The sequence below is a fragment of the Allobosea sp. FBZP-16 genome (assembly GCF_002831785.1).
Classification (GTDB): Bacteria; Pseudomonadota; Alphaproteobacteria; order Rhizobiales; family Beijerinckiaceae; genus Allobosea; species Allobosea lupini.
Window position 1 is genome coordinate 84229 of the sequence record NZ_LNCQ01000036.1, and the last position, 12760, is coordinate 96988.

Genomic DNA, 12760 nt, shown 5'->3' on the forward strand with positions numbered 1-12760 from the left:
CCATGGCCCGCATGACCATGATCGAGGCGATCCGCTCCGCCCTCGACGTCTCGATGGGCCGCGACGACAATGTCGTCGTCTATGGCGAGGATGTCGGCTATTTCGGCGGCGTCTTCCGCTGCACCCACGGCCTGCAGCAGAAATACGGCGTCAACCGCTGCTTCGACGCGCCGATCAGCGAGCTCGGCATCGTCGGCACCGCGATCGGCATGGCCGCCTACGGCCTGCGCCCCTGCGTCGAGATCCAGTTCGCCGACTACATGTACCCGGCCTATGACCAGATCGTCTCCGAGGCCGCGCGCCTGCGCTACCGCTCGGCCGGCGACTTCACCTGCCCGATGGTGATCCGGATGCCGACCGGCGGCGGCATCTTCGGCGGCCAGACCCACAGCCAGAGCCCCGAAGCGCTGTTCACCCACGTCTCCGGCTTGAAGACGGTCGTGCCGTCCAATCCGCGCGACGCCAAGGGCCTGCTGATCGCGGCGATCGAGGATCCCGATCCGGTGATCTTCCTCGAGCCGAAGCGGCTCTATAACGGCCCGTTCGACGGCCATCACGACCGCCCGGTCACGCCTTGGTCGAAGCACGAGCTCGGCGAGGTCGAGGAGGGTCACTACACCATCCCGCTCGGCAAGGCAGCGATCCGTCGCGAAGGCTCGGCCGTCACCATCGTCACCTACGGCACGATGGTTCACGTCGCGCAGGCCGCAGTCGAGGAAACGGGCATCGACGCGGAGATCATCGACCTGCGCACCCTGCTGCCGCTCGACCTCGACGCGATCGTGGCTTCGGTCAGCAAGACCGGCCGCTGCATCGTGCTGCACGAGGCGACGCTGACGTCAGGCTTCGGTGCGGAGCTGGCCGCGCTTATCCAGCAGCACTGCTTCTACCATCTGGAGGCGCCGATCATGCGCGTCACCGGCTGGGATACGCCTTACCCGCACGCCCAGGAATGGGACTACTTCCCCGGCCCCGCCCGTCTTGGTCGGGCGCTGCGCGACATCATGGAGGCACGCTGATGGCCGAGCGCATCATCAAGCTGCCCGATGTCGGCGAGGGCATCGCCGAGGCGGAGCTGGTCGAGTGGCACGTCAAGGTCGGCGACATCGTCCGCGAGGACGATCTCATCGCCGCGGTGATGACCGACAAGGCGACCGTCGAGATCCCCTCCCCCGTCGAGGGCGAGGTCACCTGGGTCGGCGCCGAGATCGGCGACACCGTCGCGATCGGCTCGGCGCTGGTCAAGCTGAAGGTCTCGGGTGATGGCGCCGCGAGCGAGGCGCCGGCCGAGGCTGAGGCCCCTGCCGAGCCGCCGAAGGAAAAGCCTGCTGGTGCGCCTCCTCCGGCCGCACCGGTCGCGGCTGCGGAGCCCGCTCCCAAGCAGTTGCCGACGCCGAAGCCCGCGGCTCCGGCCCGCCCTGCCCCCGCCATCACCACGCCGGCGCCGCGCCGCCCGGTCGGCGAGAAGCCGCTGGCTTCGCCTGCCGTCAGGCTGAAGGCGCGCGAAGCGGGCATCGACCTGCGCCAGGTCCAGGGCTCCGGCCCGGCCCGCCGCGTCACCCATGAGGACATCGACGCCTTCATCCTGCGCGGCCCCGAGGCTCTGGCCAAAAGCGGGCTCGTCGCCAGGACAGGGATCACCGACGTCAAGATCGTCGGCCTGCGCCGCCGCATCGCCGAGAAGATGGCGCTGTCGAAGTCGCGCATCCCGCACATCACGATCGTTGAAGAAGTCGATGTCTCCGCGCTCGAAGACCTTCGCGCCGCGCTCAACAAGAAGCCGACGGCCGAGCGGCCAAAGCTGACGATATTGCCCTTCCTGATGCGGGCGATGGTCAAGGCGCTCGGCGAGCAGCCCAATCTCAACGCGATCTATGACGACGAAGCCGGCATCGTCCACCAGCATGCCGGCATCGATATCGGCATCGCCACGCAGGCGCCGTCCGGTCTGATGGTGCCAGTGGTCAAGCATGCCGAAGCGCGCGATCTCTGGGGCTGCGCGATCGAGCTCTCGCGCCTGGCCGAACGGGCCCGCGACGGCTCGGCGACTCGCGACGAGCTCACCGGCTCGACCATCACCATCACCTCGCTCGGCGCGCTCGGCGGCATCGCCACGACCCCGGTGATCAACCATCCCGAGGTCGCGATCGTCGGCGTCAACAAGATAGTGGTCCGCCCGGTCTGGGACGGCACGACCTTCGTGCCGCGCAAGATGATGAACCTCTCCTCCAGCTTCGACCACCGCGTCATCGACGGCTGGGACGCGGCGGTCTTCGTGCAGCGGCTGAAAGAGCTGCTGGAGACGCCGGCGACGCTGTTCGTGGACATGTGAGCGGCGGGAACGAGCCATGACCGACATCACCTGCAAGCTCCTCGTCATCGGCGCCGGCCCCGGCGGCTATGTCTGCGCCATCCGCGCCGGCCAGCTCGGCATCGACACCGTCATCGTCGAGAGCGCCAAGCTGGGCGGCACCTGCCTCAACATCGGCTGCATTCCGTCCAAGGCGATGATCCATGTCGCCGAGGAATTCGAGAAGGCGGCCCATGCCGCCGCCGGCAAGACTCCGTTCGGCCTGACCGCCGCCGAGCCGAAGCTGGACCTGAAGCAGGCCGTCGCCTGGAAGGAAGGCATCGTCCAACGCCTCAACAACGGCGTCGCCGGCCTGCTACGCAAGGCCAAGGTCAAGATCGTCCATGGCCAGGCCCGCTTCCGCGACGGCAAGACCGTGGCGGTCGAGACCGAGACCGGTCCCAAGACCATCACGGCCGAGACGATCGTGATCGCGACCGGTTCGGTTCCGGTCGAACTGCCCTTCCTGGCCTTCGGCGGGAACGTCATCTCCTCGACCGGCGCGCTGGCGCTGACCGAGCTGCCGAAGCGCCTCGTCGTGGTCGGCGGCGGCTATATCGGGCTCGAGCTCGGCATCGCCTTCGCCAAGCTCGGCAGCAAGGTCTCCGTGGTCGAGGCGCAGGAGAAGATCCTGCCGCTCTACGATGCCGAACTGACCGCGCCCGTCGCCAAGAGCCTCTCGGCGCTCGGCGTCGAGGTCCTGCTCGGGGCCAAGGCGCTCGGCCAGACCGCCAAGGGCGACGGTTTGCGCATCGAGACGGCCGACGGCAAGGAGCGCGAGCTGCCGGCGGACAAGATCCTGGTCACGGTCGGCCGCGCGCCTGCGACGAGCAAGCTCGGTCTCGACGAACTCGTGCTCGACATGGACGGGCGCTTCATCCGCATCGGCGAGCGCTGCGAGACCTCGATGCGCGGCATCTACGCCATCGGCGACGTCACCGGCGAGCCGATGCTGGCCCATCGCGCCATGGCGCAGGGCGAGATGGTCGCCGAGATCGTCGCCGGCGAGCCGCGGATCTGGGACAAGGCCTGCATCCCGGCGATCTGCTTCACCGATCCCGAGATCGTCTCGGCCGGCCTGTCGCCGGCGGAGGCCAAGGCCGCCGGCTACGAGACCAAGATCGGGCTCTTCCCGTTCCAGGCCAATGGCCGCGCCATGACCCGCCATGGCGAGGCCGGGTTCGTCCGCATCGTCGCGCGGACCGACAATCATCTCGTGCTGGGCATCCAGGCGGTCGGTCAGGGCGTCTCGGAGCTCTCCGCCGCCTTCGGCCTCGCCATCGAGATGGGGGCGCGGCTGGAAGACGTCGCCGGCACGATCCACGCTCATCCGACGCTGGGCGAGGCCTTCCAGGAATCGGCGCTGAAGGCGCTGGGCCACGCCTTGCACATCTGAGGCGAACGCAGGCCGGCACTCGACCCAGCGAGGGTTGACGTAGCGGCTCAGGCCGCTTCGACTGGCAGGACGGGTCAGGATGGACCCGCCCTGCCTGCCGGAGCTTTCTGCCGTGACCGAACCCTGCGATCTCGATGCCGTCACCGCCCGCCGCCTGATCGGCGAGAAGAAGCTTTCGGCGACCGAGCTGCTCGAAAGCTGCCTCGCCCGGATCGACGCCGTCGATCCCGCCGTCAACGCCATGGTAGCCCGCGACGACGAACGGGCGCGGGCCACGGCGAAGGCGGCAGACGCCGCCACGATGCGCGGCGACGACCTGCCGGCGCTGCATGGCCTGCCGATCGGCATCAAGGATCTGGAGGACGTCGGGGGCCTGCGCACCACCTATGGCAGCCCGCTCTTCGCCGACCATGTCCCGACGCAGGACCAGGGCATCGTCGCCGCCGTGCGGAAGGCCGGCGCCGTCATCGTCGGCAAGACCAACACGCCCGAATGGGGCGCCGGCGCCAACACCCGCAATGCCGTCTACGGCGTTACCGGCAACCCGTTCGATCCCTCGCGTTCCGCGGCCGGCTCCTCCGGCGGCTCGGGCGTCGTGCTCGCGACCAATATGGTGCCGATCGCGACCGGCTCGGACACCGGTGGCTCGCTGCGCAACCCGGCCGCCTTCAACGGCATCGTCGGCTTCCGCCCTTCGCCCGGCCTGGTGCCGAGCGACAAGCGCCCGCTCGGCTGGAATCCGCTCTCGGTGCTCGGCCCGATGGCGCGCACCGTCCCCGACCTCTGCCTTCTGCTCTCGACCATGGTCGGCGACGACGCCGTCGACCCGCTGGCAACGACGATCCATGGCAGGCAGGTCCGGCGGCCGGAAGACTTCGCCCGGCCCGATCACTGCGACCTCGCCTCGCTGAAAGTCGCGATCACCCCGGATTTCGGCTTCGCCCCGACCGAGAAGCACATCCGTGAAGTCTTCGCCGACAAGGTCGGCCGCTTCAGCAAGGTCTTCGGTCGCGCGGACGAGGCGAGCCCGAACTGCGCGGGTACCGATGAGAGCTTTGAGGTGCTGCGCGCCGTTTCCTTCCTCGCCAGCCATCACGACCGCGCGACCAGGACGCCCGACAAGGTCGGTCCCAATGTCCGCGCTAATGTCGAGGAAGGCCTGCGCTACAGCGCGCTCGACGTCACCCGCGCCCTCAAGCAGCAGACCGTGCTCTATCATGAGTGGCAGCGCTTCTTCGAGACCTACGACGTCATCCTCTCGCCGGCGATGACGCTGTCGCCGCGGCCCTGGTCGGAACTCTATCCCGCTGAGATCGACGGCAAGCCGACGCGCACTTATTTCCACTGGCTCGCCATGGCCTATGCAGTGACGATCGTCGGCCATCCCGCGATCTCGCTGCCGGTCGGGCTCGACCGCAGCGGCATGCCCTTCGGCCTGCAGATAGTCGGCCCGCGCGGTGGCGACGCCAAGGTCCTTGCCGTCGCGGCAGCGCTCGAGTCACTCTTGGCCGGCGATCCGCTGACGGCGCGCCCCGTGCCGGATATCGCCAGGCTGAAGGCCGCGCCGAGGCTCGCGGACAGCCCGAATTTCCTTGGCTTCGACTAGTCGAAGCCCGCAACCTTCCAGATCACGACAGCAGGACAAGCAGAGTTTGTAGGCGCACGATCCAATCATAAAAGGGGAGAGACCATATGAAGCGTCGTCAGTTCCTGCAGGGCACGGCAGCCGCAGCCCTGTTCGCTCCAACACTCGCCCGGGAGGCTTGGGCGCAGGCACCGAGCGCGACCGTGCTCAAGATGGCGCCGCAAGCCAACCTCACCTCGCTCGATCCGATCTGGACGACGGCGACCGTGACCAACAATCACGGCTACTACGTCTTCGACACGCTCTATGGCGGCGATCTCGACCTGAAGCCGCAGCCGCAAATGGCCGAGGGCCACGAGGTCTCCGCCGACGGCAAGGTCTGGAAGATCAAGCTGCGCGAGGGCCTCGCCTTCCATGACGGCCAGCCCGTCCGCCCGGCCGACTGCATCGAGAGCCTGAAGCGCTGGTGTCAGCGCGACCCCTACGGCCAGCTCATGATCAAGGCCGTCGAGGCCTGGGGCGCGCCGGACGAGCGCACCATCGAGATCAAGTTGACCCGGCCCTTCCCGATGATGCTCGACTGCATGGCCAAGGCCGACAACCCGCCCTTCATCATGCCCGAACGCCTGGCCAAGACCGAGGCGACCAAGCAGGTCACCGAGATGACCGGCTCAGGCCCCTACAAGTTCGTCGCCAGCGAGTATGTCTCGGGCAGCCGCGTCGTCTACGAGAAGAACGAGGCCTACAAGCCGCGCAGCGAGCCGCCGAGCCGCAACGCGGGCGGCAAGGTCGCGCATTTCAAGCGGATCGAATGGCCGATCCTGCCCGATCCGGCGACCGCCGCCGCCGCACTGACCAAGGGCGAGATCGACTGGTGGGAGCGCCCGCTCGCCGACCTCCAGCCGCTGCTCGCGCGGAGCCCGGATGTCGTCCGCGAGGTCATCGACAAGAACGGCCGCGGCTCGATCATGCGGCTGAACCATCTCCAGCCGCCCTTCAACAATCCCAAGGTCCGCGCCGCGATCCGCCTCGGCGTCAACCAGGAAGACTATATGCGGGCGTCGCAGGGCGACGACACCACGACCTGGCAGGTCTGCCGGAACCTGTGGTGGCGCGGCACGCCCTATTACACCGGCGAACTCGAGGACCTGATGCCGCAGAGCCTCGACAAGGCCAAGGCGGCGCTGAAGGAGTCCGGCTACAACGGCGAGAAGGTCGTCATCATCAACCCGACCGACTTCCCCGATATCGGGCCGCTCGGCGACGTCACCTACGAGCTGCTGAAGTCGATGGGCATGAATGTCGAGATGGCGGCGAGCGACTGGGGCACCGTGATCCAGCGCCGCAACAGCCGCGAGCCGGTCGAGAAGGGCGGCTGGAGCATCTTCCATACCACCGGCGCGGCCGTCGGCTGGGGCAACCCGGCCCTGTCCAACCTCGTGCGCGGCCCCGGCGACAAGGGCTGGTTTGGCTGGTGGACCAACGCCAAGGCCGAGGAAATGGCCGAGGAATGGCTCTACGCGCCGGACGAGGCCAAGCAGAAGCAGGTGGCGGTCGCGCTCGGCCGGCTGGCGCTCGAGGAATGCGCCACCATCCCGCTCGGCCAGTTCGTGATCAAGACGGCCTATCGCAAGGGCCTGACCGGCATGCTGCCGGGCTCGGCGCCGTATCCTTGGGGGCTGAAGCGAGGGTGAGATTTCGCCGTCATTCTCGGGCGGCGCGCAGCGCCGACCCGAGAAACTCATGACGGTAAGACGCTAGCAGACGACCTCTCCGGCCTGAGATGCTCGGGTCAGGCCAGAGCATGACGCCTGCCTCAATTAGCCGCCACTGCCGCCGACCAGGGCGAGGCGGCGTCACTGATGCCTTCCTGCCCGTCCTGCCCGCTCCGCACCATGTTCGGGCAGGCGAAGTTGAGCGGCAGCACGCCGTGCTCGACCACCGTCAGCGGGCCGACGGCAGCCAACGCATCGAGCGTGCCCTCCGGCAGGCGTGCGTCGGCGCTGGTGCCGTCGGGGCCGGAGACGTCGATGCGCGGCTGGTGGGCCGCATCCTCCAGGCTCATGCCGCTGTCGAGGGTGAAGGCCAGCATCTGGTAGACGCTGGCGAGAATGCGCCGCCCGCCGGAAGCGCCGGCGCCATGGCGGGGATAGCCGCCATCGGCGGGAGTCACGACCACGGGGCACATATTGCACAAGGGGCGGGCTCCCGGCGCGATGGCATTGGCGCTGCCCGGGCGCGGGTCGAACCACATCATGCCGTTATTCATCAGCACGCCGGTCTCGGGCAGGACGAGGCGGCTGCCCATCGACGACAGCAAGGTCGTGGTCAGCGCGACGATGGTGCCCTCGCCGTCGACGACAGTGAGATGCGTGGTGCAGGTCTCGCCCGGCTCCTTCGCCATCTGTGCGGCACCGAGCCCCTCGAGCCGACTGGCATAGGCCTCGCGCATCACCTGCGAAAGCCTGGCGAACCAGGCCGAGTCCGGCCCGCCCTCCGGGGGCGGGCTTGCCGCCATGCCCTCGACCACCGCCTGCAGGGTCGGCGCCGCCGTCAAGCCGCCGGCCGTGTGAATGCGATGCGTGCCGCGCCAGTCGATCACCGGCGCCTCGCGCACGGTCGCGTGGCAATCGGCGAGATCCTGCGCATCGACAACGCCGCCAACTGCGGCGATGTCGGCTGCCAATCGCTTTGCGAGATCGCCGCGATAGAAATCGTCGAGCCCGGCTTTGGCGAGGTGTTCCAGCGTCGCGCCGAGATTGCCGAGCGTCCGGAAGCCCGGCACGCCCTGATAAGGTGGCACCGGCGGCAGGCCGCCGGGCAGATAGATGCGCGCGCTCTCCTCATAGAGCCTGAGCACCGCGGCCGAGGAGGCGATCTTGAGCGTCGTGTACCAGTCCTGCGCCAAGCCGCGCTTGGCCAGGGCGATCGCGGGCTGAAGCAGCTCGGTAACGGGCATGCTCGTTCCGAATGTCTCCTTCAGCCTGGCGTAGCCGGCGACGGAAGACGGGACGCAGAAGGACAACGGCCCATGGATGTTGCGATCGCCTTCGACCTCCGGCCAGGCGAACAGGTCGAACTTCATCGCACCGGTCAGCGGGTAGTCGGCCGGATCGGCGCGGCGCGGCGCGACAGGGCCGAAATCGACGACCTGCGCCCTGCTCTCGCCGGCCTTGAGCACGACGCCGAAGCCGATACCGCCGAGTCCGCTGTTCCAGGGCTCGATCGCCGCCAAGGCGAAAGCGGTGGCGACTGCGGCGTCGGCAGCGTTGCCGCCGGCTTCGAGGATCGCCGCGCCGGCGGCGGCGGCCTCATGGTTCTGCGAGACGACGACGCCCTTGCGCCCGCGCGCCGACGGCTTGGTCAGGCTCCAGTTCTGGGTGCGGTAGGCAGGGGCGCGGCGCGGCTCGGTCGTCATTGGGCATGATCCGGTCTGATGGGGCCGCCATCGTGGCATGCCCCCATCGACGCGTCACTTGAGGATGCCTCAAGCCTGTCCCGCGGCCGGCGCCGGATCAGTGCGCCTGGCGCTCCTCGCCCGGGAGATGCACCACCGCCTTGATTGGCAGATGATCAGAGGCCAGCCGCGACAAGTCGGTGTCGTGCAGCTGGACCTGCGTGATCGTCTCGGCGGGATAGGCGACGATGCGGTCGAGCGCCCAGATCGGGAAGCGCGCCGGGAAACTCGGGATCGCCGCCTGTAGCGGGCCGAATTTCGGCGCCAGCCCGTGCAGGCTCGATTTCTTGCCGATCCGCCATTCGTTGAGGTCGCCCATCAGGAAGATCGGCCGCCCGTCCGTCGGTTTCGAAGCGTTGATCAGCGTCTCGACCTGGCGCGAGCGCGAATGGCGCAGCAGCCCGAGATGTGCCGCGACGACCCGGATCGGCGAGCCGCAGACGGTGAGATCAGCGATCAGCGCTCCGCGCGGCTCGACGCCGGGCAGGACGAGCTGCCGAGTAGCGGTGACCGCGCCATCCCGAAAGAGCACGACATTCCCGTGCCAGCCATGACCCTGCCAGGCGCTTTGCACCGGCACCGGCTTCAGGCCGGTGCGACGTTCGAGGCGGGCGAGGTCGAGCAGCCCGGAGCGTTCGCCGAAGCGCTGGTCGGCCTCCTGCAGCGCCACGACATCGGCGTCGATCTGCCGGATCACCTCGATGATCCGGTCGGGATCGAAGCGGCGATCGCGGCCCACCGCCTTGTGGATGTTGTAGGAGGCGATCCTGAGTTCGGTCGCCGGCGGCGTGCTGGCGAACGCCGGCTGGCCAGTGGCTTCGCGCGTCCAGCTCGACATCTGCGGCGGCCGCAGTACCCTGATCCGGCGCAGGCCGCGCCCTTCGAATTCCAGCATCCGGCCGGCATCTCCACGAAGGCCCGCTCGATCGAACGGGCTCCAGCACAAGGGCTCTCAGCAAGAAGGCCCTTAGCAAGAGCCTTGCCATGATCAATTCCCCAAAGCGGCAACGGTTCGATCTGGATGGAACGAACGACTCGCGGAGATAGGGGTTATAGGAAAAACGGAGTTCCGGCAGTCGCTGAATGTCATTTCTCGAAGTCTTGATCGCGGCCCTTGCCTTGATCGCGCTCACCGCGGTGACGGCCGCCTATTCCTATGGCCGCTTCGCTCGCCACACCAGCGCTCCGCCGTCGCATGCGCTGCCGCCGGCCGATGCCGACACCGCGATCGACCGGGCGCTCGGCCCGCTGCTGACGGCCCATCCCGGACTCGATGGCGTCGTCCTGCTCTCGGAGGGCGCGCAAGCCTTTGCTGCACGGGCCCTCACCGCCCGCAGCGCCGGCCGCAGCCTCGACCTGCAATATTACTACTGGCGCAAGGATACCGCCGGCCGCCTGCTCATGCGCGAGATCGTCGCTGCGGCTGATCGCGGCGTGCGCGTCCGACTGCTGATCGACGACATCAACACCCGCGGCAACGATTCGAGCTATCTTGAGCTCGATGCGCATCCCGGCATCGAGGTCCGGCTGTTCAATCCGAGCCGGAACCGCGCGACCGGCATCCGCCGCGGCCTCGAGCTCGCCTTGCGCGCCTTCCGCGTGACGCGCCGCATGCACAACAAGGCCTGGATTGCCGATGGCCGCCTCGCCATCATCGGCGGCAGGAACATCGGCAACGCCTATTTCAACGCGGCGCAAACCAGCAACTTCCACGATCTCGACCTGCTCGTCGCCGGCGAGGCGGTCGCTCAGGCCGAGACGATCTTCGATCGCTTCTGGAACAGTCCGACCGCGGTCCCGATCGCCTCGCTCAGCCGCCCTATCGCCCGGCGCCTGCCGAGCCGTGCGATACCGCCGACGGCCCGAGACCGCGCCAATGTGGCCGCCTTGCCGCGCATCGTCGAAACGCTCGACGCGGACGCGGCGCTGGCCGAGGTCCTGGGCCGGCTGCGCTGGGTCGCCGAGGTCCAGATCCTCTCCGATCCGCCGGAGAAGGCCCTCGGCGCCGGAGCGGAGGGCTGGCTCGCCCGCCGGCTCTATCGGGCGATCGCCGAGACGCGGAGCGAACTGCAGATCACCTCGCCCTATTTCATCCCCGGAGAACGCGGTCTCAAGGCGCTCTCGGCCCTCGTCGCACGCGGCGCGAAGGTCACGGTCCTCACCAACTCGCTGGCCGCCACCGACGTCGTCGCCGTGCACGGTGCCTATGCCGGCTATCGCAAGCGCCTGCTGCAGCTCGGCGTCGAACTGTACGAACTGCGCCCGGAGCTCATGCCAGCGGGCGTCTCGCTCTTCGGCTCGAAGGGCGCAAGCCTCCATACCAAGGCCTTCACGGTCGACCGGCACACCGGCTTCATCGGCTCCTTCAATTTCGACCCGCGCTCGGTCTCGCTGAACACGGAAATGGGCGTGGTCGTCGTCGATGACGGCCTCGTCGCCGAGATGCGCGAGATCTTTGCACAGGAGACCGCGCCGCATTGCTCGTTCCGGCTCGGCCTCGATCGTGACCGCCTGTGCTGGCACGCAGGGTCGCAACGCGACGGCCATCTGCAGCAGGAGCCCGTAGCGGGTTTCGGGCGCCGGCTTACGGCGGCCCTGGTCCGCTTCCTGCCGATCGAATCGCAATTGTGAAAGGTCCGCGCAAGCCGGCGACCGTCACGCCAAGGCAGCCTGCTCGGTCTCGACCGGCTCGCCTGCTGCCGGATTGCGTACCAGCCGGGGTGCGATCGCGTCGAGCAGCGGCAGCGCCGCCGCGCCGAGCGCCGCCGTGAACTGGCCGGTCGTGCCACGCTGGATGCGCGGGATGATGCGGCCATCACGCCTTGCGACGGAGAGCGGCAAGGGCTCGGCCGCCACGATCAGCGCATCGATGACGCTGTCCGGCAGCCCGCCGCCGAGAATGATCGTCTCCGGATCGAACAGGTTCTCCAGCATGGCGAGCACCGGCGCGAGCAGCGGCCCGGCCTCGGCGATCCAGCCTGCGATCGCTGGGTGCCCTTCGGCGTGAAGCCTGGCGATGCTCGTCGCGTCGACCTCGGCGACACCCTCCCGGCGCAACCTGTCCTGCAACGCCGGCGGCGAAACGTAGCGTTCGAGGCACCCCTGGCGGCCGCAGATGCAAGGCGCGCCCTGCGGAACGGCCGGGACGTGGCCGAGTTCGCCGGCATTGCCATGGGCGCCGCGAAACGGCTCTCCGCCCAGCATCAGCCCGAGGCCCAGGCCGAGCCCGAAATAGACCAGGCAGAAATGCCGGAGATTGCGGCCGACGCCATAAAGATGCTCACCGACCGCCGCCGCCGTCGCATCGTTCTCCACCGTCACCGAGGTCGCGAGCGCGGCGCTCATCAGGGCCGTTACGTCACGCCCGGTCCATCCGGGGAGAGCCGTCGAGCCGACGGTGATCGTGCCCTCGAAATCGAACGGGCCAGGCATGACGACGCCGCAGCCGAGCAGGCGTTCCGGCAGACCCCTCGTCGCTCGCGCTTGCTCGAGCTCGGCCGCCGCCAGCGCCTGCACCGCTTCAACCGAGAGATCCGGCAACGGCTCGACGCGCCGGGCCCTGACCTCGCCGGTGAGATCGACCAGCACAGTGGTGATGTGGTCGGCGGCGATCTCCAGGCCGGCGGTGACGCCGCCATCGGCATTGAGCGCGAACTCGACCGGCGGCTGACCGCGCGCCGTGCGCCGGCGGCCAAGCTCCACCAGAAAGCCTTCCTCCAGCAATTCGGCGACGATGTTGGAGACGGCTTGCGCCGTCAGCCGTGTCAGGCTGGCCATGTCGGAGCGGCCGAGCCGGCCATGCTGACGCAGCGTCTCGAGCACGACCCGCCGGTTATGGCGGCGCGCCCGCTCCGGATTGGTGCCGAGGGCGGCGCTGGGCGCGGCCGGGAGCTTGCGATGCGGCATGATGGGCAGCCTCTTTCGTGCCGCAGGCTGCGCTGGCCATTAATCAAACTCAAGTGAATTAATCTG

At 68.6% G+C, this 12760-nt stretch carries 9 protein-coding genes; 6 read left to right on the forward strand and 3 right to left on the reverse strand.

What is annotated here, in order from left to right:
• Positions 1–2 precede the first annotated feature (2 nt).
• The 5 genes from CXY91_RS19700 (at position 3) to CXY91_RS19720 (ending at position 7025) form a co-directional block, all read left to right on the forward strand.
• Positions 3–1019, forward strand: coding sequence for an alpha-ketoacid dehydrogenase subunit beta (locus CXY91_RS19700; RefSeq protein ID WP_100962906.1), 1017 nt, complete (start codon positions 3–5; stop codon positions 1017–1019).
• Positions 1019–2332, forward strand: a complete 1314-nt coding sequence (locus tag CXY91_RS19705; protein ID WP_100962907.1) for a dihydrolipoamide acetyltransferase family protein — start codon at positions 1019–1021, stop codon at positions 2330–2332. The genes CXY91_RS19700 and CXY91_RS19705 overlap by 1 nt, the downstream gene beginning before the upstream one ends.
• A 16-nt stretch (positions 2333–2348) precedes the next feature.
• Positions 2349–3746, forward strand: coding sequence for a dihydrolipoyl dehydrogenase (gene lpdA, locus CXY91_RS19710; protein ID WP_100962908.1), 1398 nt, complete (start codon positions 2349–2351; stop codon positions 3744–3746).
• Positions 3747–3858: 112 nt separating this feature from the next.
• Complete coding sequence (locus tag CXY91_RS19715; RefSeq protein ID WP_100962943.1) at positions 3859–5352, forward strand: amidase; 1494 nt, start codon at positions 3859–3861, stop codon at positions 5350–5352.
• Positions 5353–5438: 86 nt separating this feature from the next.
• Positions 5439–7025 carry an ABC transporter substrate-binding protein gene (locus CXY91_RS19720; protein ID WP_100962909.1) on the forward strand — a complete coding sequence of 529 codons (1587 nt, stop codon included), beginning with the start codon at positions 5439–5441 and terminating at the stop codon, positions 7023–7025.
• A gap of 122 nt (positions 7026–7147) precedes the next feature.
• Here CXY91_RS19720 and CXY91_RS19725 read toward each other — a convergent pair whose 3' ends face one another.
• Together CXY91_RS19725 and CXY91_RS19730 are read right to left on the reverse strand one after the other, a co-directional pair.
• Positions 7148–8749 (reverse strand): gamma-glutamyltransferase, encoded by a 1602-nt coding sequence (locus CXY91_RS19725; RefSeq protein WP_100962910.1) that lies wholly within the window; start codon positions 8747–8749, stop codon positions 7148–7150.
• A gap of 97 nt (positions 8750–8846) precedes the next feature.
• A complete protein-coding gene (locus CXY91_RS19730; RefSeq protein ID WP_244543791.1) occupies positions 8847–9683 on the reverse strand; it encodes an endonuclease/exonuclease/phosphatase family protein in 837 nt (278 codons plus the stop codon).
• Positions 9684–9871: 188 nt separating this feature from the next.
• Here CXY91_RS19730 and CXY91_RS19735 point away from each other — a divergent pair, with 188 nt between their 5' ends.
• Positions 9872–11419, forward strand: a complete 1548-nt coding sequence (locus CXY91_RS19735) for a phospholipase D-like domain-containing protein (protein WP_100962911.1) — start codon at positions 9872–9874, stop codon at positions 11417–11419.
• Positions 11420–11443: 24 nt separating this feature from the next.
• On the opposite strand, the gene CXY91_RS19740 is transcribed toward CXY91_RS19735, so the two are convergent.
• Positions 11444–12694, reverse strand: coding sequence for an ROK family transcriptional regulator (locus tag CXY91_RS19740; protein WP_100962912.1), 1251 nt, complete (start codon positions 12692–12694; stop codon positions 11444–11446).
• Positions 12695–12760: the final 66 nt, after the last annotated feature.